22 protein-coding genes are annotated in these 25,488 nt (G+C 62.9%); 14 read left to right on the forward strand and 8 right to left on the reverse strand.

Annotation, left to right across the window (positions count from 1 at the left end; translation table 11 throughout):
- The first annotated feature begins 183 nt into the window (after window positions 1-183).
- Window positions 184-1,332 carry a hypothetical protein gene (locus tag JY500_RS12840; RefSeq protein ID WP_206252917.1) on the forward strand — a complete coding sequence of 383 codons (1,149 nt, stop codon included), beginning with the start codon at window positions 184-186 and terminating at the stop codon, window positions 1,330-1,332.
- A 23-nt stretch (window positions 1,333-1,355) separates the two neighbouring features.
- Here JY500_RS12840 and JY500_RS12845 read toward each other — a convergent pair whose 3' ends face one another.
- Window positions 1,356-2,723, reverse strand: coding sequence for a protein kinase domain-containing protein (locus tag JY500_RS12845; RefSeq protein WP_172198962.1), 1,368 nt, complete (start codon window positions 2,721-2,723; stop codon window positions 1,356-1,358).
- A gap of 119 nt (window positions 2,724-2,842) precedes the next feature.
- On the opposite strand from JY500_RS12845, the gene grpE reads away from it, so the two are divergent.
- The 7 genes from grpE (at window position 2,843) to JY500_RS12880 (ending at window position 13,488) form a co-directional block, all read left to right on the forward strand.
- On the forward strand, window positions 2,843-3,415 hold the full coding sequence (gene grpE, locus JY500_RS12850; RefSeq protein WP_206252925.1) for a nucleotide exchange factor GrpE: 573 nt from the start codon (window positions 2,843-2,845) through the stop codon (window positions 3,413-3,415).
- A 118-nt stretch (window positions 3,416-3,533) separates the two neighbouring features.
- Entirely contained in the window at window positions 3,534-5,459 is a 1,926-nt protein-coding gene (gene dnaK / locus JY500_RS12855) for a molecular chaperone DnaK (protein WP_206252933.1), read from the forward strand.
- Window positions 5,460-5,539: 80 nt separating this feature from the next.
- Window positions 5,540-6,685 carry a molecular chaperone DnaJ gene (dnaJ, locus tag JY500_RS12860; protein WP_172198956.1) on the forward strand — a complete coding sequence of 382 codons (1,146 nt, stop codon included), beginning with the start codon at window positions 5,540-5,542 and terminating at the stop codon, window positions 6,683-6,685.
- 489 nt (window positions 6,686-7,174) lie between these two features.
- Window positions 7,175-8,440, forward strand: coding sequence for an ABC transporter substrate-binding protein (locus JY500_RS12865; RefSeq protein WP_172198954.1), 1,266 nt, complete (start codon window positions 7,175-7,177; stop codon window positions 8,438-8,440).
- Window positions 8,441-8,465: 25 nt separating this feature from the next.
- A complete protein-coding gene (locus tag JY500_RS12870; RefSeq protein WP_206252935.1) occupies window positions 8,466-9,590 on the forward strand; it encodes an ABC transporter substrate-binding protein in 1,125 nt (374 codons plus the stop codon).
- Between the two features lie 178 nt (window positions 9,591-9,768).
- Window positions 9,769-12,267 (forward strand): alkaline phosphatase D family protein, encoded by a 2,499-nt coding sequence (locus JY500_RS12875; RefSeq protein ID WP_206252937.1) that lies wholly within the window; start codon window positions 9,769-9,771, stop codon window positions 12,265-12,267.
- A 105-nt stretch (window positions 12,268-12,372) separates the two neighbouring features.
- Window positions 12,373-13,488: a beta-ketoacyl-ACP synthase III gene (locus JY500_RS12880; RefSeq protein WP_206252939.1), complete on the forward strand. Its 1,116-nt coding sequence runs from the start codon at window positions 12,373-12,375 to the stop codon at window positions 13,486-13,488.
- A gap of 63 nt (window positions 13,489-13,551) precedes the next feature.
- Here the strand turns inward: JY500_RS12880 and cysS are convergent, their stop codons facing one another.
- Window positions 13,552-14,931 carry a cysteine--tRNA ligase gene (gene cysS / locus JY500_RS12885; RefSeq protein WP_206252941.1) on the reverse strand — a complete coding sequence of 460 codons (1,380 nt, stop codon included), beginning with the start codon at window positions 14,929-14,931 and terminating at the stop codon, window positions 13,552-13,554.
- A 124-nt stretch (window positions 14,932-15,055) separates the two neighbouring features.
- Between cysS and JY500_RS12890 the strand changes: the two genes are divergently transcribed.
- The 6 genes from JY500_RS12890 to JY500_RS12915 are packed head-to-tail and all read left to right on the forward strand — an operon-like array spanning window position 15,056 to window position 19,620.
- A complete protein-coding gene (locus tag JY500_RS12890) occupies window positions 15,056-16,195 on the forward strand; it encodes a nuclear transport factor 2 family protein (protein ID WP_206252942.1) in 1,140 nt (379 codons plus the stop codon).
- The gene (locus tag JY500_RS12895) at window positions 16,195-17,394 is read left to right on the forward strand and encodes a L,D-transpeptidase family protein (protein ID WP_206252944.1); all 1,200 of its coding nucleotides are present in this window, start codon (window positions 16,195-16,197) and stop codon (window positions 17,392-17,394) included. Before JY500_RS12890 ends, JY500_RS12895 begins: the two co-directional genes overlap by 1 nt.
- Window positions 17,395-17,396: 2 nt before the next feature.
- On the forward strand, window positions 17,397-17,993 hold the full coding sequence (locus JY500_RS12900) for a peptidylprolyl isomerase (RefSeq protein ID WP_425493207.1): 597 nt from the start codon (window positions 17,397-17,399) through the stop codon (window positions 17,991-17,993).
- A 35-nt stretch (window positions 17,994-18,028) separates the two neighbouring features.
- Window positions 18,029-18,520: a peptidylprolyl isomerase gene (locus JY500_RS12905; protein ID WP_172198938.1), complete on the forward strand. Its 492-nt coding sequence runs from the start codon at window positions 18,029-18,031 to the stop codon at window positions 18,518-18,520.
- A gap of 18 nt (window positions 18,521-18,538) precedes the next feature.
- A complete protein-coding gene (locus JY500_RS12910) occupies window positions 18,539-19,258 on the forward strand; it encodes a UDP-2,3-diacylglucosamine diphosphatase (protein ID WP_206252948.1) in 720 nt (239 codons plus the stop codon).
- On the forward strand, window positions 19,258-19,620 hold the full coding sequence (locus tag JY500_RS12915) for a response regulator (RefSeq protein WP_206252950.1): 363 nt from the start codon (window positions 19,258-19,260) through the stop codon (window positions 19,618-19,620). The genes JY500_RS12910 and JY500_RS12915 overlap by 1 nt, the downstream gene beginning before the upstream one ends.
- Window positions 19,621-19,713: 93 nt before the next feature.
- Here the strand turns inward: JY500_RS12915 and purF are convergent, their stop codons facing one another.
- From purF to trpA, 6 genes are read right to left on the reverse strand one after another with little or no spacing between them, the layout of a single operon-like run.
- On the reverse strand, window positions 19,714-21,264 hold the full coding sequence (gene purF, locus JY500_RS12920) for an amidophosphoribosyltransferase (protein ID WP_172198932.1): 1,551 nt from the start codon (window positions 21,262-21,264) through the stop codon (window positions 19,714-19,716).
- A 10-nt stretch (window positions 21,265-21,274) separates the two neighbouring features.
- Entirely contained in the window at window positions 21,275-21,766 is a 492-nt protein-coding gene (locus tag JY500_RS12925) for a CvpA family protein (RefSeq protein ID WP_206252951.1), read from the reverse strand.
- A gap of 4 nt (window positions 21,767-21,770) precedes the next feature.
- Window positions 21,771-22,481, reverse strand: a complete 711-nt coding sequence (locus JY500_RS12930; RefSeq protein ID WP_206252953.1) for an SPOR domain-containing protein — start codon at window positions 22,479-22,481, stop codon at window positions 21,771-21,773.
- Between the two features lie 18 nt (window positions 22,482-22,499).
- Window positions 22,500-23,765: a bifunctional tetrahydrofolate synthase/dihydrofolate synthase gene (gene folC, locus JY500_RS12935; protein ID WP_206252955.1), complete on the reverse strand. Its 1,266-nt coding sequence runs from the start codon at window positions 23,763-23,765 to the stop codon at window positions 22,500-22,502.
- Between the two features lie 18 nt (window positions 23,766-23,783).
- Complete coding sequence (gene accD / locus JY500_RS12940; RefSeq protein WP_172198923.1) at window positions 23,784-24,647, reverse strand: acetyl-CoA carboxylase, carboxyltransferase subunit beta; 864 nt, start codon at window positions 24,645-24,647, stop codon at window positions 23,784-23,786.
- Window positions 24,644-25,462, reverse strand: a complete 819-nt coding sequence (trpA, locus tag JY500_RS12945; RefSeq protein ID WP_172198920.1) for a tryptophan synthase subunit alpha — start codon at window positions 25,460-25,462, stop codon at window positions 24,644-24,646. The genes accD and trpA overlap by 4 nt, the downstream gene beginning before the upstream one ends.
- Window positions 25,463-25,488 lie beyond the last annotated feature (26 nt).

The following is a 25,488-nucleotide window of genomic DNA, read 5'->3' on the forward strand; positions in this document are numbered from 1 at the left end:
GGCGGCGATAAGAGCATTTTCGGCCTAGTTTCAAAAAACTTTAGCGTGTCAACATGTATCTGCCCGTACCACGCCGGGCGTCGTCCCCCCGTCTGGCCTTCAAGGAAAAACAAGGACTTGCCGCTACAACCTTCAGGCGACACAGCCTGGCCGGACAGCCGGACCCGACGGAAGGAGCGACAAATGAAGATCACATCATCGGATGTGGCGCTTGCCTCATCCCACGAGGCATGGCGCGCGCAGGAAACCAATACACGGATGCGGGTCTGGGCCGACTCGAATGCCGGCGGACGCACGGCACCGGGCTTCGGCCTGGAATTCAACCAGCACAGCCGCGTCGAATTCTCCGAGGCCGCGCGAGCGCAACTCGCCTTCAGTCAGCGCAATGAGCGTGTGCCGCAGCGTTCTGCGGCACCGCAAGGCCAGGTTGCCGACACCGAAGCGAGTAGCGGTACGGATGAAGCACAACGTGGCGGAGGCCTGCCCGCGCGCCTGCAACTGCTCAAGGACATTGTCGAAGCCCTGACTGGTCGCGAGGTCCGCTTCGTGACGCCGGGGCAACTGCAAGGCAGCGACACCAGCAGCACTTCGGACACAGCTCCAGCGAACCCGACGACGCAGACCGGCAGCACTCAGTCAGGCGCAAGCGAGGCACCGCAGCGGGCCGGTTGGGGGTTGGAGTTCGACTCCCGTGAAGTACGCGAGGAGTACGAACGCACGAGTTTCTCGGCAAGCGGTTCCGCGACCACCGCAGACGGCCAGAAGATCAACTTCTCGCTGAATCTCTCGATGGAGCGCTACGAGCGGCAGGAAACCAGTGTCTCGGTCAGGGCCGGCGATGCATTGTTGAAGGATCCGCTGGTGCTCAGTCTGGATGGAAACGCCGTCTCGACCACCGGAGACACGATCCGCTTTGATTTGAGCGGTCAGGGGTCTACCGACAAACTCCCCGTACTCCGCGGCGCCGCGTATTTGGCCTTGGACAAGAACGGCAACGGCCGCATCGACAACGGCACCGAGTTGTTCGGGCCGCAAAGCGGCGACGGCTATGCGGATCTGGCCAAGCTTGATTCCGACGGCAATGGCTGGATCGATGAGTCTGACCCGGCGTTCGCAAACCTCAAGCTTTGGCGTCCAACAAGCGACGGGGCCGGCACATTGACTTCGATCGCCAGCGCGGGCGTCGGCGCGCTCTACCTGGGGCACGTCGACACGCCCTTCACCCTGAAGGATGGCCAGAACGCCGATTTGGGCGCCGTGCGTGCAAGCGGGATCTACCTGAAGGAGAGTGGCGAGGTCGGCGCCATGCAGCAGATCGACGTCGCAGTCTGACCGCCGCCAGGCGGCCTTGCGCCTCAGCTGTTGACGAGCTGAAGCTCCAGGCCGCCGCTTGGCGCGCCGTCGTTGCCGCGGGTGGCGGGTTCGCCAGACTTCGCGCAGACGCGCAGTGCGGCAGACAGGCGCCGCATCGCCACGGTCGACAGTCGAGAACGGAAGTGGTCAGTACACTCCTCCGACGCAAGAACCAGCGCCGCAGGGTTGATCTCCAGATAGCTCACTGGAGTCAGCGTTACGACGGTCGCAAACTGCTTGCGCTCCTGCTCGTCGAGGAACGCACTCTCGCCGAAAACCTCACCCGGGCCGTACTCTGCAACCTTGCGGCCATCGAGCGATACTTCAACGCGCCCCTCGATCAGGATGCAGAAACGCGCATCGCTGCTGCCTTCCTTGATCAGCGTCGTCAGCTCGCCACATTGGCGCCATTTGCCGATCCGGAACGCTTCCCAGACCTCAACATCGTCGAATTCGGTGAAGAACGGCAATCGCCGCAGCTGGCCGAAGTGCGAGTTGTCTTCGAGGTGCTCGTTCTCGTCGTAGATCTTGTAGCGGACGGCAGACAGGTCTTTCGCAAATTCCGCGCCGTTCTTGTAGCGGGAATACAGATCCTTCTCGAGCGCCTTGCGGATGACCGGATCCATCGTCTCCGGCACAGCCGGATTGAGCAGCACCACTGAGGGCGGATCGGCATTGATGATGCGATACACCAGCTGCGCAGGGTTCTTCGCGCGGAACGGCAGCCGCCCGGTCAACATGTGGAACAGCACCACGCCGAGCGAGTAGAGGTCAGTCTTCTGGTTCAGCGGGTAGGACTTCACCTGCTCGGGCGACATGTAGGCCGGCGAGCCGACGCCCATGATGAAGGTCGAATCCTCGTCGCTCTGCTTCTTGATGTTCAGCGCAAGCCCGAAGTCAGTGATCTTCACGTTGTCCTGATCATCGATCAGGATGTTCGCCGGCTTGATATCGCGGTGGATGATGCCGTTCTTGTAGGCGTAATCCAGCGCCATGCAACATTTGAAGATGATGCTGACGACACGGTGGATCGGCAGCAGATTCTCAAAGGTGCAGTAGCGCTCGAGCGAATAACCCTCGAAATACTCCATCACGACATAGGCCTGATCAGCCTCGATGACGGTCTCGAAGATGCGGATGATGTTGGGGTGGTTGAGGCGCTTGGAGACAGCTTCTTCAGCCCGCAAGAGCTTGAGCAGGCGGCGGTTCCACTTGGCCTGATCCTTCGCCTTGTCGTTGAAGCTGATGTGCTTGAGGGCAATCGGCTCCGGATAGAACGGGTTCTCCGCAAGATAGACGATGGCCGTAGCCCCTCGCCCGATCTCGCGAATGATGCGGTACTTCCCGATTCTCTCCGGCTGCGCAGCCATGTATTCCCCCGTGAACAGTCGGCATGTTAGCGCTCGCGCGCTTTTGCCACAAACAGGGCTTGAAATTCCCGGAACCCGCCCCAGATGGAAGCAAAGTTGCCATCAGGGAGTTCATTGTCATGCAGGAAAACCAGTCCAGTCCGCAGCCCGAGGTCGAACTGACCTCCGCCGCCGAAGCTTCGCCGGAAGCCGCTAGCGCCGAGAACCCGGAAACGGCGTCGGTCGACACCCTGCCCAGCCTCGAAGAGCAGCTGCGCCAGGCTGAGTTGAAGAGCGCCGAGCACTACGACGCATGGCTGCGTGCGAAGGCCGAAACCGAAAACGTCCGCCGTCGTGCTGCAGAAGACATCCAGAAAGCCTCCAAGTTCGCGATCGAAAAGTTCGCTACGGAGCTTCTGCCGGTCAAGGACAGCCTTGAGCAAACGCTCGCGGTGGCCAACCCGACGCTCGAATCGATCCGCGAGGGTGTGGAACTGACGCTGCGCAACCTGGCGCGCGCTTTTGAACGCGGCAACCTGACCGAACTCGATCCGGTTGGCGCGAAGTTCGACCCGCACCAGCATCAGGCGATGAGCATGGTCGAGTCGGACCAGCCCGCAAATACCGTCGTCCAGGTTTTCCAGAAGGGTTATCTGATCGAAGGTCGCGTTGTACGCCCGGCGATGGTCGCCGTATCAAAGGCGAAGGACTGATATCGCCGCAAGTGCGGTCTTGCAGCGTGAGCCGCCCGGGCCCTTGAAAGCCCGTGACAAGACCCCACTTCGGTAACAGGTTTGCATCACCACAGAATTCGGAAAGGACAATACAGACATGGGCAAGATCATCGGTATCGACCTCGGCACCACCAACAGCTGCGTCGCCATCATGGAAGGCGGCACGCCGAAGGTCATCGAGAACTCCGAAGGCGCGCGCACCACGCCGTCAATCGTCGCCTACATGGAAGACGGCGAGATTCTCTGCGGCGCACCCGCCAAGCGTCAGGCTGTCACCAACGCAAAGAACACCCTCTACGCGGTCAAGCGCCTGATCGGCCGCCGCTTCGAGGAGCGGGAAGTCCAGAAGGACATCTCGCTGATGCCCTACTCCATCACCAAGGCCGATAACGGTGACGCCTGGGTGGAAGTGCGTGGCAAGAAGATGGCCCCGCCCCAGATCTCTGCCGAAGTCCTGCGCAAGATGAAGAAGACCGCCGAGGACTACCTTGGCGAAGAAGTGACGGAAGCGGTCATCACCGTGCCGGCCTACTTCAACGACAGCCAGCGCCAGGCCACCAAGGACGCAGGCCGCATCGCCGGCCTTGAAGTCAAGCGCATCATCAACGAGCCGACCGCGGCTGCGCTCGCCTTCGGCATGGACAAGGTTTCCGGCAAGGACAAGAAGATTGCCGTGTTCGACCTTGGCGGCGGCACCTTCGACATTTCGATCATCGAGATCGCAGACGTCGACGGCGACAAGCAATTTGAAGTGCTCGCCACGAACGGCGATACCTTCCTCGGCGGTGAGGACTTCGACCAGCGCGTGATCGACTACATCGTCGAAGAGTTCAAGAAGCAGAACGGCATCGACCTGTCGAAGGATGCGATTGCGCTGCAACGCATCAAGGCCGCGGCTGAACGCGCCAAGATCGAGCTGTCGTCCGGCCAGCAAACCGAAATCAACGAGCCGTACATCACGATGGCCAACGGCGCGCCGTGCCACCTCGCGATGAAGATCACACGCGCCAAGTTCGAATCGCTGGTCGAAGAGCTCGTCGAAGCCACCATCGAACCGTGCCGCAAGGCGCTGAAGGATGCGGGCCTGAAGGTCACCGACATCGACGACGTGATCCTCGTCGGCGGTCAGACCCGCATGCCCAAGGTGCAGGAGAAGGTGCGCGAGTTCTTCGGCAAGGAGCCGCGCAAGGATGTGAACCCGGACGAAGCCGTGGCTGTGGGTGCTGCGATTCAGGGTGGCGTGCTGCAAGGCGAGGTGAAGGACGTGCTGCTGCTGGACGTCTGCCCGCTCACCCTGGGTATCGAAACCCTGGGCGGCGTGATGACCCCGCTGATCAAGCGCAACACGACGATCCCGACCAAGGCGCAGCAGGTATTCTCGACCGCGGACGACAACCAGACCGCAGTGACGATCCACGTGCTGCAGGGCGAACGCGAAATGGCCTCGGCCAACAAGAGCCTCGGCCAGTTCAACCTGTCGGACATTCCGCCGGCGCCGCGCGGCATGCCGCAGATCGAAGTGACCTTCGACATCGACGCCAACGGCATCCTGCATGTGTCGGCCAAGGACAAGGCCACCAACAAGGAAGCCAAGATCACCATCAAGGCCAACTCCGGCCTGTCGGATGAAGAAGTCCAGAAGATGGTGAACGACGCTGCCGCGCACGCTGAAGACGACCGCAAGGCACGTGAGCTGATCGACGCACGCAACCAGTGCGACGCGCTGATCCACACCGCCAAGAAGGCGATCCAGGAGCACGGTGACAAGGTTTCGGCCGACGAAAAGGCCAAGATCGAAACTGCGATCAAGGAAGCCGAGGAAGCGATCAAGGGCACCGACAAGGAAGACATCGAAGCCAAGGCCCAGGCCCTGGCGCTCGCCAGCCAGACGCTGGGCGAGAAGATGTACTCCCAAACCGCGGGGGCCGATGCCGGCGCCACCGCGGGTGCCGGAGCGAGCGCCAAGCCGGCTGACGATAACGTCGTCGATGCCGAGTTCACCGAGGTCAAGGACAAGAAGTAAGCCGGAACAACGCGAAGGCGTGAAGGGCGCAAAGGATCGCATCGCGTCCTTTGCGCCTTTGCGTTAGAGGAAAAGAGCAGATGGCCAAAAGGGATTACTACGACGTACTGGGGGTCAATCGCGACGCCAGCGACGAGGACATCAAGAAGTCCTATCGCAAGCTCGCGATGAAGTTCCACCCGGACCGCAACCCCGACGACAAGAGCGCCGAAGAGAAATTCAAGGAGGCCAAAGAGGCCTACGAAGTGCTCTCCGACGGCAACAAACGCGCCGCCTACGACCGCTACGGTCATGCTGGCGTGGATCCGTCTGCGGCCGGCGGGCCCGGCGGTTTTGGTGGCGGCGCGGGCTTCGAAGGCTTCTCGGATGCCTTCGGTGGCATCTTCGACGAGATCTTTGGCGGCGGCCGAGGTGGTGGCGGCGGTGGGCGTTCCAACGTCTATCGTGGTGCCGACCTGCGCTACAACCTTGAGATCACGTTGGAAGAAGCTGCGCGCGGCGCCGAGAAGACGATCCGCATCCCGCTCATGGAAGAGTGCGAGATCTGTCACGGCTCCGGCGCCAAGCCGGGCACGCAGCCCAAGACCTGCCCCACCTGTGGTGGCGCCGGTCAGGTGCGCATGCAGCAAGGCTTCTTCTCGATCCAGCAGACCTGCCCGAAGTGCCATGGCTCCGGCCGGCACATCTCCGACCCCTGTGGCAGTTGCCACGGCGCCGGCCGGGTCAAGAAGCAGAAGACGCTGGAAGTGAAGATCCCCGCCGGCATCGACGACGGCATGCGCCTGCGTCACGCCGGGTACGGCGAGCCGGGCGTCAACGGCGGGCCTCCAGGGGATCTGTACGTGGAAATCCACGTCCGCGAGCACCAGGTCTTCCAGCGCGACCATGACGACCTGCATTGCGAGATGCCGATCGGTTTTGCCACCGCGGCACTGGGCGGCGAGATTGCGATCCCGACGCTGGACGGCGCAGCCAACCTGAAGATTCCGGCCGAAACGCAGAGCGGCAAGGTCTTCCGTCTGCGCGGCAAGGGCATCCGCAACGTGCGCTCTGGCCATCCGGGCGACCTGCTGTGTCACGTCGTCGTCGAGACACCCGTCAACCTCAACGAGCGCCAGAAGGAACTGCTGCGCGAGTTCGAGGAGCTGGCGCAAAAAGACGCCGCCAAGCAGACGCCGCGTGCCAAGGGCTGGATGGACAAGGTTCGCGAGTTCTTCAGCGACTGAACGCGCCGAGACCAAGCCGCGTGTCGCAGCGGCATCCGCCACCTGGCGGCCCAGGCAGCCCCCGACAAAAGAGCTCCAGTTGGAGCTCTTTTTATTTTTGCTTGATCAAAATTGACATTGATTGCTGCGCGGCACGATTGCCAAGCCACAAACAAAGATTTAGGGTTAACCCGCTCGGGGTTTTCCCGTAGCACCAAAACAAGCACGGCGCACACAACAAGCGACCGGCAGCACAGAGACAACAAAGGAGATTTCGGTGAACGCCGAAAAGTATCTTGAACGGCCACGCGCGGCCCGCATTCGCCCCTTGCACCACCCACCGCCCGCGGTGCGGCACCGACCCTAGTCGGCCCCTCGGCACGACGCTGGGCCACCACTGAAATTCCATCAATCCTGTACCCGACGCATGGGCTTCCGTTTGCGGAAACCTCTGTGCGATGCGCTGTCGCGCGCCGCCTCCGCCGGACACTGAAGGACACACGCACAATCATGAAACCCATCCAGACGACGAAGACCATGCTCGCGCTCGGGTTGGCGCTGGGCGCAGTCGCCAGCCACGCAGCGGACATCGAAGTCCTGCATTGGTGGACTTCGGGCGGCGAAGCACGCGCCCTGGCCGAACTGACCAAGAAACTCGAAGCCAGCGGCCACCGCTGGCGCGATTTCTCGGTCGCCGGGGGCGGCGGCGATAACGCGATGCTGCTGCTGAAGACCCGCGTGGTCTCCGGTTACCCCCCGATGGCCGCGCAAATCAAGGGGCCGGAAATCCGGGAATGGGCGGAAGACGGCCTGCTCGCCGATATCGGTGACGTGGCGAGCGCCGGCAACTGGGACGCGACGCTGCCAGCCGTCGTTGCCAACGCAATGAAGTACGAAGGTCGCTACGTCGCCGCGCCGGTGAACGTGCACCGCGTCAACTGGATGTGGATCAACCCGGAAGTACTGAAGAAGGCCGGCGTCGAGCCCCCCACCAGCTGGGACGCGTTGATCGCCTCGGCCGACAGCATCCGCAAGGCCGGCTTCACGCCGATCGCTCACGGCGGTCAGCCCTGGCAAGACTTCACACTGTTCGAATCTGTCGCGCTCGGCGTCGGCGGTGCCGACTTCTACAAGAAGGCCTTCGTTTCGCTCGATAGCGCAACCCTGCAGGGCGCCACGATGACCAAGGCGCTGGATACCTTCAAGTCGTTGCGCAAGCTGATCGACGCAGGCGCGCCAAATCGTGAGTGGAGTGCGGCCACGGCGATGGTGATCAGCGGCAAGGCAGCCGTGCAGTTCATGGGCGACTGGGCGAAGGGCGAATTCGCGCGTGCCGGCAAGCAGCCGGGCCGCGATTACCTCTGCCTGCCGGCGCCCGGCACCGACAAGGCCTACACCTACAACATCGACAGCTTCGCCTTCTTCCGCCAGCGCCACGACGAAGCGCGGAAGGCGCAGGCAGATCTGGCGAACGCCCTGATGGGTGCGGAGTTCCAGGAGAACTTCAACCTCGCAAAGGGTTCGATCCCGGCCCGCACCAACGCGCGTATGGACCGCTTTGACGACTGCGCCAAGCGCTCTGCGGAAGCCTTCCGCGCAACCGCGCAGAGCGGTGGTCTCGTGCCATCCGTGGCACACCGCATGGCCGCACCCGAAGCCGTTCAGGCCGCCATGCAAGCCGCTGTCTCAGCCTATTTCAATGACGCCAACATGAGCACGCGCGACGCGCAGGCGCGCCTTGTCCAGGCCGTTGCCGCCGGCAATGTGCAGCGCTGAGTTGTCGCCACCAAGGATCATCGACATGAACACACTTCGTCATTCGCGCCTGCTCAAGACATTGGCCGCCCTCGTCGTTTGCGCCGCGGCTCCTATCGCTTCGGCAGATATCACTGTACTGCAGATGGCCCCGCTCACCGGGCCCTACGGCGGGATTGGCTGGCACATGCAAGTCGGCGCCCAGGTTGCCGTGGCTGACCTCAACGCGCGCGGCGGCATCGCCGGGCAAAAGGTGAAGCTCGTGACCGCCAGCCAGGAGCCGGGCGATGTCAGCAAACAGCTGCGCCCGCTGATCGACAAGAACGCCCCGGCCGCCCTGCTCGGCCTGATGGGTGAAGACAGCGTTCAGCAACTGCTGGACAGCCGTTTGCTCGACGATACCGGCCTCGCGCTGGTCGGCCCCCGCGTCGGCGCCTCCAGTCTCGCGAGCGGGTCCAAGCAACTGTTCCTCACGCGGCCGAGCTTCAGCTTCGAGGTGGCACGGGTACTCAAGCATCTATCCACCAGCGGCATGAAGAACGTCGGCGTGGTGTACGAGGACAACGGCTTCGGCCGCGAGGCATGGACCGCCGCGTCGAGCGAGGCTGGCGTTCTCGGCATCAAGCTCAATGGCGTCAGCTACCTCGCAGGCTCGGCACAGGTCGATCAGGCGGTGTCAAAGATGCTCGCAAGCGGGCCCCAAGCGATCGTGCTGGCATCTCAAACGGCAGGCGCTGCGGCGTTCATCCAGCGCTATCGCGCCCAGGGCGGCACCGCTCAGCTCGCCACGTTGTCGTACGTGGAAGGCAGCCATCTGGCCCGCATCATCGGCAAGAAGGCATCGCATGGCGTCGCGGTGCTGGAAGCTGCGCCCAACACACTGAACGAATCCGTGCCCTTGGTGCGCGAGTTCCGCACCATCTACAAGAAGTACGGCCCGAATGACGTCGAGCCCACGCAGGCAATGATGGAGTCTTACGTGGCTGCCCGCACGCTGTTCGAGGGCCTGCGCCGTGCCGGCGGTGCCCGCGCGAAGCTGCCTGCCGCAATGGCAAGCATCGACCGCTTTGACCTCGGCGGCATCAACGTCAGTTTCGCCGGCACCCGGCGTACCGGCGTGGAGTTTGCCGAAATGGCGGTGATCGACCGTCAGGGTCGCGTCATCCGATAAGCCCCCGGAGCGGCCCGCACAAGTCGGGCCGCTCTGTTCCTCGCCTGGTTTCCGCGCACAAAGGCGCTGTCGCCTTCTCACAAGTCATCGGCAAGTAACCTCCCCACCATACGCTTGCGTATTTTCCGGCGCGCATAAGTGCCGCCGCCTAGCGAATTGGGATGGGGAACGAATGACGATGAATCGACGCGCATTCCTGCGCAATACCGGCTTCTGGACGGCTTCAATCGCTGCGGGCGGGCTCGCCGCCTGCGGCAGCGATAGCAGCACTGCGCCGGCATCGCCGCTGGCAAAGGCCACCGGCAAGAACTGGCAATTCCCGCAGAGCATCGCCTCAGGTGACCCACGTCCCGACGGCGTCATGCTTTGGACCCGCGTCACCCCGACAAACGTGGATGCGGTCGCCAGCGCGCCGGAGGCCGGCGATTTTTCGATCCGCGTGCTCGTCACGGCCGTGGACAACACTGCCAAGCTCGGCACATCCGATGCGCTGGCCGGTCAGTTGGTAGTCGATAACACGATCCCGGTTTTCGCTCGCTACGACCACACCGTCCGCAACAAGCTCACCGGGTTGCAAGCGAACACCGTGTATTTCTACCAGTTCGCGGCCGGCGACGTGCGCTCGCGCGTCGGTCGCTTCAAGACCGCACCCGCAAAAGATGCTGATGTCGCAGAACTGAAGTTCGCGTTCATTTCCTGCCAGGACTGGAGCGTGAATCACTGGGCGGGCTTCGAGAGCCTTGCGCAAGAAGACATCGATTTCGTCGTGCACCTTGGCGACTACATCTACGAAACCGTCGGCGAGGCATTCCAGACCGGCGCCGTCGAGGCTCGCCACGACGCGCTCGTGCTGCCCGACGGTAGCTTCAAGTCCGGCAACAGCGGCGCCAAGTACGCCACCACGCTTGCCGACTACCGCTACCTCTACAAAAAGTACCGTACCGATCCACGCCTGCAAGCCCTGCATGAGCGCCTGCCCTTCATTGCGACCTGGGACGATCACGAGTTCTCCGACGACTGCTGGCAGGACGCCGAGACTTACGACAACGGCAGCTATGACGCAACGACGGGCGTGGGCGACAACGCCCATCAGAGCACGCGCCGGCGAGGCGCCAACCAGGCCTGGTTCGAATTCATGCCGGCGGACGTCAGCTACGACGGTACGACCACGAGCTTCAAGAACGTACGCATCTATCGCGATCTGCCCTTCGGCAAGCTTGCCCACTTCGTCGTGACCGACGAGCGGCTCTACCGTGCCGATCACATCGTCCCGGAGGCCGCGCCCAACCCGGCGACGGGCGCCGCGCTCGGCTCGGTGGGATCGCGCTATTTCGTGCCGGCCGATGTGCGGGAGAGCATTGAAGCGGCAAAGATGCGGGCAGTACCAAGTGGCGGCGATACGTTGGCGCCGGTGTCCATCTTCGGCACCACGCAACGCGATTGGTGGAAGCACACGATGGGCAGTTCCACAGCCACTTGGAAGTTGTGGTGTAACGAGGTGTCGCTACTGCGAATGGGGCTGGACGGCACCGCAGCCGTCGCCACACTGCTTGCGCTGCAGTCGGTCAGCACGGTGGCCGGCAGCATCGCCGGCGCCGCTGCAAGCACAAGTGGCAATGTTGCTGCCGCCGCCGCACTGGTGGCCGCCGCTACGGCCGGTGCCGACCAGGCTACGGCGGGCGCGGCAGCGATGGCAATCGCGACCGCCGTCGCCAGTTCCGCCGATCCGGTTGCCGCCGCGGTCGCCAAGGGCCTGAGTGCCTCGCAAGCGACACTGGCAGCCGCGGCTTACCGCGCCGCCGCGGCAGTGAGCGGTGCCACGGCGCAGGCAGGCGCTGGTGCGCAAGTCATCGCATTCGGCTACATCAAGCCGGACATCATCGCCAAGGGTGCCGCCTCAGGCTTCGTTGGCAGCGTCGCCGCCTCGCTTGCGCCGTACTTCACACGCTTTCTGCTCAACTGCGACCAATGGGATGGTTACAACGCCGAGCGCAAGCACCTGATGGCGCACCTGAAGGACAACGGCATCCGGAATGTAGTCGCGCTGACCGGCGACCTGCACTCCTTCCATGCGGGTACCGTCAATGACGACTACGACGCCACCGGTACCGGCACGCCGGTGATGGTGGACTTCGTCACCGCCGGCATCAGTTCGGATTCGTGGTTCAAGTACTTCGCCGATGCCACCTCCGGTTCGCTGCTGTCGAACCTCGTCTTCGCGCCAATCTCGGTGCCGGTCGACGGAATCGGCACCCTCGATCTGCGCTTCAACCTGTTCGATTTCACCCTGCAGCGCACCGCGCCAACACTCGATGAATTGGCCGAGCAAGTGCGCCTGCCGGTACGCCGCGCGCTCGGCGCAAAAGGCGTCAGCGAGGCCGCGCTCGACGCCACCACCTCGGCCGTGCTTTCAGCGCTGAAAGCGACGCCGGCATTCTCCACATCGCTTCTCGGGCTCGCGGGGCAACTCGCCAGCCTCAACAGCAACCCGTGGATCCGCCACATGGTCAGCGACGCACAAGGCTACGCGGTGGTATCGCTTAAACCGGACGGCATGCGCTGCAGCTTCCGCCAGCTCAACCCGCTGGTGGGCAACACGGCGCCGAGCGCACCCATCGCCTCAACCATGGCGTTCGCCGTGGCGCGCGATGTGGCCGCGGTCACCCGGCTGAGCTAACCCAAGTCCGGATGTCGCCGGGCAAGCGCCTTGCCTTGTCCGGCGACAGGACCATACGCCTGCGAATGTGCTACCTTCCCGCAACTTTTCGGTAAAGGTAGCTTCATGACCGACGTCGTCATCCGCGCGACCGGGCTGTTCACGCCGTCGCAATCGATCAGCAACGAAGAGCTCGTTGCCGCCTTCAACACCTACGTTGCCAAGTACAACGCCGCGCACGCTGCCGAGATCGCTGCCGGCGAATTGACCGCGCTTACGGAATCAAGCGCGGAGTTCATCGAGAAGGCATCCGGCATCAAGCAGCGCTTCGTGCTCGACAAGTCCGGCGTGCTCGACCCCACGCGCATGTACCCACGCTTTGCGCCGCGGCCGGATGACGCGCTGTCGCTGGAAGCCGAGATCGGCGTCGCGGCCGCTCGCGACGCACTGGCCCGCGCCGGGCGCGATGCGGCCGATGTCGACGCGGTGATTTGTGCAGCGTCCAATATGCAGCGCCCTTACCCGGCGATGGCGGTCGAGATCCAGCACGCGCTGGGCATCAAGGGTTTTGCGTTCGACATGAACGTCGCCTGCTCCTCCGCCACCTTCGGCATCGAACAAGCCGCTAATGCGGTGCGGAGTGGTAGCGCGCGCTCGGTGCTAGTCGTGAATCCGGAAATTTGCTCAGCACACCTGGAATGGCGTGATCGTGACTGCCACTTCATCTTCGGCGACGTGGCAACCGCGATTCTCGTCGAGCGCGCCGACATGGGCGAACGCGGCTGGGCCATCCTCGGCACCAAGCTGGCGACCAGCTTCTCGAACAATATCCGCAACAACGCCGGCTTCCTGAACCGTTGTGAGGACACCGACCCCGACGCACGCGACAAGCTGTTCCGCCAGGAGGGTCGCAAGGTGTTCAAGGAAGTCTGCCCGATGGCAGCAGAACACATCAGCACCCATCTGTCGGCACTCGGCCGCGCACCGGCCGGCGTACGCCGTTTCTGGCTGCACCAGGCCAACCTGTCGATGAACCAGTTGATCGCGCGCCGCCTGCTTGAGCGCGACGCCACGTTCGACGAGGCGCCGGTGATTCTCGACCAGTATGCAAACACGGCTTCGGCCGGTTCGATCATTGCGTTCCACCTGCATCACGAGGATCTGGCGCAGGGTGATCTGGGCGTAATCTGCTCGTTCGGTGCTGGCTACTCAATCGGCAGCGTGGTGATCCAGCGGCGCTAGCGAAGCCTTCAGGCAACAAAAAAGGGCGGCCCGGCGCCGCCCTTTTTCATTCCCGCAGCCGAACTAGGCGCGACGCCAAGTAGTGCCCTGCGCGGAATCCTCCAACACTACGCCGGCGGCCTTGAGTTCGTCGCGAATCCGGTCAGATTCTGCGAAGTTCTTCGCCTTCTTCGCGGCAGCACGATCGGCGATGAGTTGCTCAATGCCCTCGGCGCTCAGACCATCCGACGAGGTCGCGCCCTGCAGGAAGGCGACTGGATCACGCTGCAGAAGCCCCAACACGCCGGCCAAGGCCTTGAGCAAACCCGCAACCTTGGGGTCGCGCCCGCGCTGCGCCTCGCCCGCCAGTTCGAACAGCACTGCCACCGCTTCGGATGTATTGAAGTCGTCATCCATTGCCGCCTTGAAGCGCGCCGCGTGCGCATCATTCCAGTCGATCGTGACATCCGCGGCGGGCACATCGCGCAAGGCGGTGTAGAGCCGCGTCAAAGCGTGCTTGGCGTCCGCCAGCAGATCCGGCGAATAGTTGATCTGGCTGCGGTAGTGCGAGCGGACCACGAGGAAGCGGATCACTTCGCCGTCGTACTGCTTCAGCGCTTCACGGATGGTGAAGAAGTTGCCGAGCGATTTCGACATCTTCTCGTTGTCCACGCGCAGCGCACCGGCATGCATCCAGACGTTGGCCAGCGTGCAGTTGTGCGCCCCCTCACTCTGCGCAATCTCGTTCTCGTGATGCGGGAACGGAAGATCCGGGCCGCCTCCATGGATATCCAGCGTCTTGCCAAGGATCGCGCTGCTCATCGCCGAGCATTCGATATGCCAGCCCGGACGGCCCTTGCCCCAACGCGAGGCCCATTTGGTATCGGCCGGCTCGGTCTCTTTCGCTGCCTTCCATAAAACGAAATCGAGTGGATCACGCTTGGACGAGTCGACCGCAACACGCTCACCAGCCCGCAGGTCGTCGAGCGACTTGCCAGAAAGCTTGCCGTAGCCTGGAAACTTGCGCACAGCGAAGTTCACATCGCCATCGTCGGCCTGATATGCGAGGCCCTTGGTCTCCAGTTCGCCGATGATCTCGAGCATCTGCGGCACATAGTCGGTTGCGCGCGGCTCGATATCCGGCCGTTCGATGCCCAATGCGCCGAAGTCGGCGTTCATCTCGGCGACCATGCGCTCGGTCAGTGCGGCAATCGGCTCACCGTTTTCCTGCGCACGGCGGATGATCTTGTCGTCGATATCGGTGATGTTGCGCACATAGGTCAGTTCATAACCCGACGCCCGCAACCAGCGCTGCACCACGTCAAAGCCAAGGAAGCAGCGCGCATGCCCCAGGTGACACAGGTCGTACACCGTCATGCCGCATACATACATGCGGACCTTGCCGGGTTCGATCGGGGTAAATTGCTGCTTCTGGCGGGTGAGCGAGTTGTAGATCGTGAGCATGAATGGTGTCCGTGCATGCACCGCCGGATCCGGCGGTCGCCGCGGCCCCCGCGTTGCGGGGCTTGTTGATAGAATGATGGGCTAGAACAGGCGCGTCGCGCCTTGCTCGCAGGATGTTAGCACAATGACTTTTCGCCCCTTTCGCACGACCTTGAACGCCTTGGCAGCCGCCATGCTGCTGGCGTGCGCCTTGCCCGCCGCCGCGGAGCCGACGCTCACGGAGGTTCAAGCGCACATGAAGCAGGGCCAATTGCCGGCTGCACTGGAAAAAGTCGACCAGATCCTTGCTGTACGCCCCAAGGATGCTCAGGCGCGCTTCACGAAGGGTGTAATCCTGACCGAGATGAACCGTCTCAACGACGCGGCGGTTGTGTATCAGAAGCTCTCCGAGGACTACCCCGAGCTGCCCGAGCCTTACAACAACCTCGCGGTGATCTACGCCTCGCAGCGTCAGTATGAAAAGGCGAAGGCTGCGCTGGAACTCGCGATCCGCACACATCCGGCGTATGCCACCGCGCACGAGAACCTTGGCGACGTGTACGCAAAGCTAGCGAGCCAGGCCTACGACAAGGCCCTGCAACTTGACTCGGCCAACACCCAGGCGCAGACCAAGCTCGCCATGATTCGTGACCTGATGGGCGGCACCACGCGCAACGCACGCACGGCGCCGACCACCAGCAAACCAGTTCAGGTCGCTGCGGCCAGCCCTGCGCCTGTCGCTACGGCGCCCGTCGCCACCGCCCAGGCGAAACCGACGCCGCCGGTTGCGAAGGCCCCGGAGCCTGCACCTAAGCCTGTCGAGGCCCCAGCCAAGCCAGCTCCAGTCGCAAAGGTGGAAGCACCCAAACCTGCGGCCACCCCTGCCCCGGTTGCAGCCGCGAAGACCGAGCCTCCTGCAGCCAAGAAACCGGCCGCAAACGACAAGGCAGAAGCCGACATCCGCAAGATGGTAAACAACTGGGCGAGCGCCTGGTCGCGCAAGGACGTCAAAGGCTATCTGAGCCACTATGCGCGCGACTTCAAGACGCCGGGCGGCGTGCCACGCAAGGCTTGGGAGAGCGAACGCGAGTCGCGCCTGACCAAGCCCGGTCCGATCAGCGTCAGCGCCGACAACCTCGTGATCCGCCTGTCCGACGACGAAGCTACAGTTCGCTTCCGCCAGTCGTACGACTCGGCGAACCTGAAGTCCGCCGCCACGAAGACGCTGGTGCTCGTGCACCGCGATGGCCGCTGGCAAATCCAGCAGGAACGGGTCGGCGGCTGATGCGTAAGGTATTCCGCCACGCGGCGCGATTTGCGCTGGTCGTTGGCGCCTGCTGTGCAGGCTTGTCCGCTGCCCAGCCGATGAGGGGCCCGATCTCCGACAGCGGCCCCGAAGCTTCGCTGTCGAAGGTCTTCGACGACATCGAACATCGCAAGCTCGACAGCGCGCTGGAGCGAACGGAGTCACTGCTGCGGGTGTATCCGAACTTCCGGCTTGCACACCTGATCCGGGGCGATCTGCTGCTCGCGCGCAGCCGCCCGATCGCAGGCTTCGGCAATGCACCCTCGGCACCACCCGAAAAGGTGAGCGAACTGCGTGAAGAGGCGATCGCTCGACTCAAGGCCTATCGGAACCGCCCGCAGAACAACTACGTGCCGCGCTACCTGCTGCAGATGCGGCCAGACCAGAAGTACGCGATCGTCGTCGACACACAGAAGTCACGCCTCTACCTCTACGCCAACGAGGGGGGGCGCCCGCGCTTCGTGGCCGACTACTACATCACCCACGGCAAGGAAGGCGCGCAGAAGGCGCGCGAAGGCGACAAGCGGACCCCGCTAGGCGTCTATCACGTCGTATCCGAAGTGCCCAAGAAGCGGCTCACCGACTTCTACGGATCAGGTGCCTTCCCGATCAACTACCCGAACGAGTACGACCGCCTGCAAGGTCGCGCGGGCCACGGCATCTGGCTGCACGGTGTGCCCAGCGACACCTTGTCGCGCCCGCCGAAGGCCTCGGACGGCTGCGTCGTGCTCGCCAACGCAGATCTTCAAGCGGTTGCGTCGCGCCTGCAACTGGGTCTGACCCCCGTAATTATCAGCAACGACGTGGAATGGCTCAGCCTGGACGACTGGCAGCAAGAACGCTCGGCGCTGCAAAAGCAGATCGAGACGTGGCGGCGTGATTGGGAAAGCGGCGATACCGAACGCTACCTGCAGCATTACGCCGACAAGTTCGCGAGTGATGATGCAACCCGCACGCAGTGGTCGGCGCGCAAACGCGCCATTGCCAAGGACAAGACCTGGGTGCAGGTGCGGCTCAAGAACATCAGCATGTTCCGCAGCCCGGGCAAGGAAGATATGGTCGTCGTGACTTTCGATCAGGACTATCGCAGCAACAACCTCAAGCAACAGGCAAGCAAACGCCAGTACTGGGTCAAAGAAGGCGGGAAATGGAAAATCGTGTACGAGGGACAGGCGTGAACATCGTCCGACGCGCGTTGGCGTGCGCACTGCTCGCCGGGCTTTCGCTCGGTTTCGCCACTCAAACAGTTGCCGCCGAAATCGGCGATCCGAAGGTGCGGATCGAGACCAGCGTCGGCACCTTCGTCGTCGAGCTATATCCGGCCAAAGCGCCGAAATCGGTGGCGAACTTCCTGAGCTACGTGGACTCAGGCCATTACGACAACACGATCTTCCACCGCATCATCCGCGGGTTTGTCGTGCAAGGCGGCGGCGTAACCGCCGACATGCGCGAAAAGCCCACGCGGGCACCAATCGAGAACGAAGCAAAGAACGGCCTGAAGAACGAGACCGCGACGCTGGCCATGGCCCGCACGCAAGACCCGAATTCGGCGACATCGCAGTTCTACATCAACCTCAAGCACAACGCTTCGCTCGACTATCCGTCCTTCGACGGTTGGGGCTACGCTGTGTTCGGCAAGGTCGTCGAAGGCATGGAGACCGTCCGCAAGATGGAAGCGGTTGAGACTGGTATTGTCGCCGGCCAACGTGACGTGCCGCTCAAGCCCGTTGTAATCAAGTCGGCTCGCCGGGTGACTCCCGCGGCAGCCAAGCAGTAACCCGGCCCACAGGTCGGCCCAACAGGAAATCCAACATGATCAAACTGCATACCTCGCTCGGCGTTATCGCGCTCGAACTCGACGCCGAGAAGGCGCCGAAGACCGTCAAGAATTTCATCGAGTACGTCGAGTCCGGCCACTACAACGGCACGATCTTCCACCGCGTCATCGATGGCTTCATGGTGCAAGGCGGCGGAATGACCCCGGACATGCAGCAGAAGCCGACGCGCGACACGATCGAGAACGAAGCCAATAACGGCCTCAAGAACGAGCGCGGCACCATCGCCATGGCTCGCACCCAGGCGCCGCATTCGGCCTCCGCCCAGTTCTTCATCAACGTTGCCGACAACGAATTCCTGAACTACCGCTCTCCGGACCTGCAAGGCTGGGGCTACTGCGTGTTCGGTAAAGTCGTCGAAGGCATGGACGTCGTGGACAAGATCCGCGCCGTCAAGACTGGCCGTCGCGGCTTCTTCCAGGACGTGCCGAACGAAGACGTCGTCATCGAACGCGCTGAAGTCGTCTGACAGCGAACGGTTGCCAGCATGATTCACTTCATCTCGGACCTCCACCTGAGTCCGAAGCACCCCCAGGTTGCGGCCGCCTTCTTGCGCTACATCGGCGGCCCAGCGCGCGGGATCGATGCGCTGTATATCCTCGGGGATCTTTTCGACGCCTGGCCAGGTGACGACGCTCTGGTCGATCCCGCCGCGCGTGGCATTGCGCAGGCACTCGCCGCGCTGGCAGGTAGCGGAACGAAGATCTACATCATGCAAGGCAACCGCGATTTCATGCTCGATCGCGGTTTCGCCGAGGCCGCAGGTGCGACCCTGATCGAGGAGCCCTACGCGCTGTCGTTGGGCGACACCCGCTACTTCCTGATGCACGGCGACGCGCTGTGCACCGACGACGTCGCGTATCAGCAGTTCCGTGCGATGGTGCGCAACCCGCAATGGCGGGCCGCGGTACTAGCGAAGACCCTTGAGGAGCGACTCGCGCTCGCTGCGGAAATCCGCATGAAGAGTGAGCACGCCAAGCAGGACAAGGACATCGAGATTATGGATGTGAACCTCGGTGCGGTTGAGACGGCGATTCGCGCAGCGGGCCAGATCGACCTCATTCACGGCCACACCCATCGCCCCGCCTGCCACACGCACGTGGTGGACGGCAAAACGTGCAAACGATGGGTGCTGCACGATTGGCACGACAAGGCCGAGTGGCTGGAATGGACGCCTGAGCACGGGCTCGCATTCCGCTCCTGCTGATGAACAAGGCGCTCATCGTTGACGACAGCGAGCCGAATCGTCGGCTCCCTGCGCTGATTCTGGGCCAGCTTGGCTGGGCCACGACGGAAGTCGCGGATGGCAGTTCAGCGCTCGACGTCGCCCGCCTGGATCACTTCGACTGCATCCTGCTTGACCTCCATCTGCCCGATCTTCGAGGCGATGAAGTCTGTCGACGCTTGCGCTCAAACGCCGCTTACCCTGCCACCTGGATCGTTGCTTACACCGGCGAGAGCGCCGAGCATATCGCCCAGATTACCCAAGACGCGCCCTTCGACGCTGTGCTGACCAAACCGATCACGCGTACGAGCCTGCTCAGGGCATTGCCGCCTCAGGAACGCTGAGCGTCGCAGCAAAAACAAACGCCGCGGGGGCGACCCCGCGGCGTTTGTTTTCTTGGGGCCCCACTCAAGGCTGTGGGCGCGAACGAGTGCCGGTCAGCGCTCCTCGTGAGACACGAGGTTCAGATCCATCTGGCCGCCGTCGCCTTCTTCATCGCCCTCATCATCACGACCATTCGAGGCTGGCGCATCCGTGTTGCGCGCATCTTCAATCTCGTTCAGATAAGCCGCAGTGATGTCGCCCGTGACGTAGACGCCGTCGAAACACGAGGTCTCGAACACTTCAATCGCGGGGTTGAGCTCCTTGACTGCCTTCTTCAGATCTTCGAGATCCTGATAGATTAGGGCGTCTGCGCCAATCTCGTGTGCAATCTCATCCTCCGAACGAAACGCGCCGATCAGCTCGTTACGGCTCGGCATGTCGATGCCGTACACGTTGGCAAATCGCACCGGCGGCGCCGCCGAAGCCATGAACACCTGGGTGGCGCCTGCTTCGCGCGCCATATTGATGATTTCGCGGCTCGTCGTGCCGCGCACGATGGAGTCATCAACCAGCAGCACGTTCTTGCCCGCGAACTCCTGGTGGATTGCGTTGAGCTTCTGGCGCACCGACTTACGGCGCACTGCCTGCCCCGGCATGATGAACGTGCGGCCGATATAGCGATTCTTGACGAAGCCTTCCCGGTACGGCACGCCGAGTCGATTCGAAAGCTCCATCGCCGCAGGCCGGCTCGAATCCGGAATCGGCACAACAACGTCGATCTTCAGATCCGGGTATTTCTTGAGAATGCGCGCCGCGAGGTACTCACCCATTTTGACGCGGCTGTCGTAGACGGAAATACCGTCGATCAGCGAATCCGGGCGTGCGAGATACACATACTCGAACATGCACGGCGCATGCGGCAGGCCCGACGCGCACTGGCGACTCTCGAGCAGCCCCTGCGTATTGATCAGCACGGCTTCACCCGGTGCGATATCGCGCAGCAGCTTGAAACCGAGCACATCCACGGCGACGCTCTCCGAGGCAACCATGTACTCGGTGCCACCAAGCGCTTCGTTGCTGCCGATCACCAGTGGGCGAATGCCGTGCGGATCGCGGAACGCCAGCAGACCATAGCCAGCAATCATCACGACGGCTGCGTAGGCGCCCTTGACGCGACGCATCACCCCCGCCACCGCCTTGAAGATCTGCTCCGACTCCAGACGGGGGCCCTTGGCATGCTCCTGGAGCTCGTGTGCAAGAACGTTCAACAGCACCTCGGAATCCGAGCTGGTGTTGATATGCCGAAGATCGGCAAGGAACATCTCGCGCTTGAGTTCGTCCGCGTTGGTCAGGTTGCCGTTATGCGCAAGCATCAGACCAAACGGCGAGTTCACGTAGAACGGCTGCGCCTCGGCCGGGTTGTAGGCCGAACCGGCAGTGGGATAGCGGCAATGCCCGATTCCCCAGTTGCCGGTTAGGTTACGCATGTTGCGCGTGCGGAACACATCGCGCACCAGCCCCGAGCCCTTGTGCATGTGAAACTTGCCGGCCTGCGCCGTCGCAATGCCGGCCGCGTCCTGCCCACGGTGCTGCAACACCTGGAGCCCGTCATACAACAGCTGGTTGACCGGCGTAGTCGCTACTACACCCAGAATCCCGCACATCGTCGATCACCTATCTGAATTGAATCCGTTTAGCGAGCGGCTCCGGCATCCACGGCGCCACCGCTAGCACCACCGCCTCAAGCGGGGGCGCCAATACCGCGTCACGCCACCAAGCCTGACGCGGAAGATTTGTCAGCCCGCCGACCATTACCAGTGCGAGCACCAGCAACAACCCGCGCGCCAACCCGAACAGTGCGCCAAAGGCTCGGTCCGCCAGACCAAGCCCAACCGCATGAAGCAACTCGCGCAACAACAAGCGCAGCAAACCAAGCACGAGCAGGCTCGCAATGAACAACAGTGCGAACGCCCCTGCCTGCTGCAATAACGGCTCGCTCGTAAGGCCACTGAACAGCGGCACGACGAGCGGCGAAAAATGTTTGGCGACGAAGAACGCAATCACCCACGCCAGAAGCGCCAGGACCTCGCTGACCAACCCGCGCCAAGCGCCAAGCGCCAGCGAAATCAGCGTAACCGCGATGACCGCGTAGTCAAAACCGCTCATCGAGTCACGAACGAGGTGCTACAACGCCGGCCAGCCCCGCCTTTCGCAACTTCGCTGCCGCAGCGTCGGCCGCATCACGCGTCGCGAACGGGCCTGCACGCACTCGCGTCTTGTCCCCCAGCACCTCGGTGTAGGAATTGTAGCCTTGTGCCTTGACCTTGCTCCGGACCGACGAGACGTTGCTCGCGTCCTTGAATGCGCCGAGCTGCACGACGTAGGCCCCGCCCGTTTCAACGGCTGCACTCTTGTCGCCACTCAGGATCGCCGCGGCACGCTCCGCCTCGGATCGCTTCGCGGCTGGCTCTGCAGACTTGGTCGCTGCTGGCTTTTCGGTCTTCGCAACATGGGGCTCTTCGGGCGCCGTTGGCTTGGGCGCGCTTTGCGCGGGCGCCGGCTCAGGTGCCTTCGGCGCCGGGCCGGAAGCGGTCGCACCTTCGCTCGGCGACGGCACGTTTCCACCAGATGGAATCTTGTCGTCCTCAACCGGCACTGCAGGCTTGCTCGGCGCTGGAGCGGTTCCCTGGATCACGCGCGACGCGAAATTCGCGCCCTCCTGGCTCGGAATGCGGATCTGGATGTCCTGACCGGCCTGCTTTGGCTCATGCTCCATCACAAGGGGCAAGACAATCGCCGCGACAAGCGCTAGTGCGCCTGCGCCGACCAAGCGTCGGCGCGCGCGCTTCTTCAGTTCGAGTTGGGTGTCGTTCTCGGCCATTGCAGCAGCGCGCGGGTCTCAATGACGCCCCGACGATTGGAGCACGTCGGAGACAGTAAGGAATGATCCAAAGACTGCGATTCTATCATCCGGCTGAGCGCGCTCCTTGGCGCGATTGAGCCCGGCCGTCGGCCCGTCGCAGACCTCGATATCGCCCGCCACGCCCGCCTCACGAAGCTTGGCCGCGAGCGCGTCGCCCGATAAACCCCGCGGCCCCGGCAGCGAGCAAGCCAGCCAGTGATCGACGCGACGGGCGATCAAGGAGATCGAACCGACCACATCCTTGTCCGACAACATCCCCACAACCGCATAGGTCTCAGGCGCGTAGCCGAGATTGGAGATGTTCTCCGCCAACACGCCGATCGACTGTGGATTGTGGGCGACATCAAGAATCACGGTCGGTCGCCCCGGCAGAACCTGGAATCGCCCTGTCAGCTCCACATGCAGCAGGCCTTCGCGAACAGCCTGCATTGAAACCGGCAAACGGTCCGCGAGCGTCTCGAGCGCTGCCAGCACCGCCGACGCATTGAGCAGCTGGTTGGCCCCCCTCAGGGCGGGGTAGGCCAGCGAGTTGCGATTCATCGACCGCCCGACAAAACTCCATTGCTGCCGATCACCCTTGTACGAGAAATCACGGCCGATCAGTCGCAGATCGGCTCCGATCAAGCGCGCGTGTTTGACGAGGGACTCCGGCGGATTCGGATCGGAGCAAATGGCCGGCCGAGCTGGGCGAAAAATGCCAGCCTTCTCGTAACCGATCTGTTCGCGCGTTGTGCCGAGGAAGTCGGTGTGATCAATCGCCACGCCGGTCACGATCGAACAGTCCGGCTCGAACACGTTGACCGCATCCAGGCGGCCGCCCATGCCGACTTCAAGAATGATTACATCGAGCGAGGACTTGCTGAAAACCTGCCATGCAGCAAGGGTCCCGATCTCGAAGTAGGTAAGCGGCGTCTCACCGCGCGCGCTGTCGATTTCGGCAAAGGCCTCGCACAGCGCCTCCTCTGAGACCTCGGCGCCGTTGATCCGGATGCGCTCGGTGTATCGAACCAGATGTGGGGACGTATACAAACCGACGCGATAGCCGGCAGCGCGGAGGATAGCCTCCAGCATCGCGCAGGTTGAGCCCTTTCCGTTCGTGCCACCTACCAGGATGACCGGACAGGTTTGCCGCACGCCGAGGGCAGCGGCGACCGCCCTGACACGATCCAGACCGAGCTCGATTGCATTGACGTGCTGGCGCTCGGCATAGTCGAGCCAGTCCGACAGGGACTTCGATACCATCGCGAAGGAATGCGGCTCTTAGTTCGGTGCGCTTTGACGCGTCAGCAACGACAGCAGATCGGCCAATTCGTCGCGCAAGGCACGGCGATCCACAATCATGTCGATCGCGCCCTTCTCGAGCAGGAACTCAGAACGCTGGAAGCCTTCCGGCAACTTCTCGCGCACCGTTTGCTCGATCACGCGCGGCCCGGCAAAGCCGATCAGGGCTCCCGGCTCGCCAATCACGACGTCACCAACAAAGGCAAAGCTGGCCGAAACGCCGCCCATCGTCGGGTCGGTGAGCACGGTGATGAACGGCAGCTGGCGTTCAGACAGTCGGGTGAGTGACGCAGTCGTCTTAGCCATCTGCATCAGCGAGAAAAGCCCCTCCTGCATCCGCGCACCGCCCGAGGCGGTGAAGCAGATGAAAGGCACACCCTGCTCAAGCGCAGCGGTCACGCCACGCACAAAGCGCTCGCCCACCACAGAGCCCATCGAGCCGCCCATGAAATCGAACTCGAAGACGGCGACAACGCAAGGCACGCTCTTGATCGCCCCTTGCATGACGACAAGGGCATCGCCCTCGCCCGTCTCATCGTTCGCTGCCGACAAGCGATCAGGATAACGCTTGCTGTCCTTGAACTTAAGCGGATCGACCGGCACGACCTCTGCGCCAATCTCAAACCGTGCGTCCGGATCGAGCAGAAGATCCAGACGTGCGCGTGCACGCAAACGCTTGTGGTGCCCGCACTTCGGGCAGACATGCTGATTGCCTTCGAGGTCGGAGCGGTACAGGACCGCCTCGCAGACCTCGCACTTGCTCCACAGGCCTTCAGGAATCGACTTGCGAGACGGCGCGTCGCGCTTGATCTTGGGAGGAAGCAGCTTGTTCAACCAGCTCATCGGGCGGACTCCACGACAGGTTCATCGAGTGCCAAGCGAATTTCCGACAGGAACGCTCGCACACGTTGGGGGGCTTCACCCGCGGGTGCGCGTTCGATTTCTTCAATCACACGACTACCAATCACGACTGCATCGGCCACCGCACCGATCGCGCGGGCAGAAGCCGCATCGCGGATGCCGAAACCAACACCTACCGGCATTCCCAAGCGCGCCTTCAGATTGGGAATACGCGACACGACATCCCCAATATCCAGATGGCCAGCGCCGGTAACGCCCTTGAGGGAGACGTAGTAAGCGTATCCGCTGCCGATGTTCGCAACACCGGCCATGCGCGCGTCGGTCGAGGTCGGGGCAAGCAGGAAGATCGGATCCAGGCCTGCGGCCTTGAGCGTGTTTGCAAAGTCCGTCGCCTCCTCGGGAGGATAGTCGACGACCAGCACGCCATCGACCCCGGCCTCAGCCGCTGCCGCTACGAATCGCTCGACACCCATCGCTTCGATCGGATTGGCATAGCCCATCAGCACCACGGGCGTGGCTGTGTCAGTCGTGCGGAAGGCCTTTACCGTCGCGAGCACATCACGCAGCGAAACGCCGTGTTTCAGTGCGCGCTCCGCGGCACGCTGAATCGTGGGCCCATCAGCCATCGGATCGGAAAACGGCACCCCAAGCTCAATCACGTCGGCGCCGCCGGCAACCAGGGCATGCATCAAGGGAAGCGTCTCCGCGGGCGAGGGATCCCCCGCGGCAATGTAGGGGATCAGCGCGGTGCGCTGCTCTGCACCGAGTCGGTCAAAGACGGTCTTTATTCTGGACATGCTGTAGGTATCGAAGGCTTCAATGT

This window comes from Niveibacterium microcysteis, from assembly GCF_017161445.1.
Taxonomy (GTDB): Bacteria; Pseudomonadota; Gammaproteobacteria; order Burkholderiales; family Rhodocyclaceae; genus Niveibacterium; species Niveibacterium microcysteis.

Coding starts and splice junctions, on each gene's coding strand:
- grpE (WP_206252925.1), top strand. CDS start 2,843: ATGCAGGAAAACCAGTCCAGTCCGCAGCCCGAGGTCGAACTGACCTCC.
- JY500_RS12865 (WP_172198954.1), top strand. CDS start 7,175: ATGAAACCCATCCAGACGACGAAGACCATGCTCGCGCTCGGGTTGGCG.
- cysS (WP_206252941.1), bottom strand. CDS start 14,931: ATGCTCACGATCTACAACTCGCTCACCCGCCAGAAGCAGCAATTTACC.
- JY500_RS12925 (WP_206252951.1), bottom strand. CDS start 21,766: ATGAGCGGTTTTGACTACGCGGTCATCGCGGTTACGCTGATTTCGCTG.
- JY500_RS12910 (WP_206252948.1), top strand. CDS start 18,539: ATGATTCACTTCATCTCGGACCTCCACCTGAGTCCGAAGCACCCCCAG.
- dnaK (WP_206252933.1), top strand. CDS start 3,534: ATGGGCAAGATCATCGGTATCGACCTCGGCACCACCAACAGCTGCGTC.
- JY500_RS12905 (WP_172198938.1), top strand. CDS start 18,029: ATGATCAAACTGCATACCTCGCTCGGCGTTATCGCGCTCGAACTCGAC.
- dnaJ (WP_172198956.1), top strand. CDS start 5,540: ATGGCCAAAAGGGATTACTACGACGTACTGGGGGTCAATCGCGACGCC.
- JY500_RS12895 (WP_206252944.1), top strand. CDS start 16,195: ATGCGTAAGGTATTCCGCCACGCGGCGCGATTTGCGCTGGTCGTTGGC.
- accD (WP_172198923.1), bottom strand. CDS start 24,647: ATGAGCTGGTTGAACAAGCTGCTTCCTCCCAAGATCAAGCGCGACGCG.
- JY500_RS12880 (WP_206252939.1), top strand. CDS start 12,373: ATGACCGACGTCGTCATCCGCGCGACCGGGCTGTTCACGCCGTCGCAA.
- JY500_RS12930 (WP_206252953.1), bottom strand. CDS start 22,481: ATGGCCGAGAACGACACCCAACTCGAACTGAAGAAGCGCGCGCGCCGA.
- purF (WP_172198932.1), bottom strand. CDS start 21,264: ATGTGCGGGATTCTGGGTGTAGTAGCGACTACGCCGGTCAACCAGCTG.
- JY500_RS12890 (WP_206252942.1), top strand. CDS start 15,056: ATGACTTTTCGCCCCTTTCGCACGACCTTGAACGCCTTGGCAGCCGCC.
- JY500_RS12840 (WP_206252917.1), top strand. CDS start 184: ATGAAGATCACATCATCGGATGTGGCGCTTGCCTCATCCCACGAGGCA.
- JY500_RS12845 (WP_172198962.1), bottom strand. CDS start 2,723: ATGGCTGCGCAGCCGGAGAGAATCGGGAAGTACCGCATCATTCGCGAG.
- trpA (WP_172198920.1), bottom strand. CDS start 25,462: ATGTCCAGAATAAAGACCGTCTTTGACCGACTCGGTGCAGAGCAGCGC.
- JY500_RS12870 (WP_206252935.1), top strand. CDS start 8,466: ATGAACACACTTCGTCATTCGCGCCTGCTCAAGACATTGGCCGCCCTC.
- JY500_RS12915 (WP_206252950.1), top strand. CDS start 19,258: ATGAACAAGGCGCTCATCGTTGACGACAGCGAGCCGAATCGTCGGCTC.
- folC (WP_206252955.1), bottom strand. CDS start 23,765: ATGGTATCGAAGTCCCTGTCGGACTGGCTCGACTATGCCGAGCGCCAG.
- JY500_RS12875 (WP_206252937.1), top strand. CDS start 9,769: ATGAATCGACGCGCATTCCTGCGCAATACCGGCTTCTGGACGGCTTCA.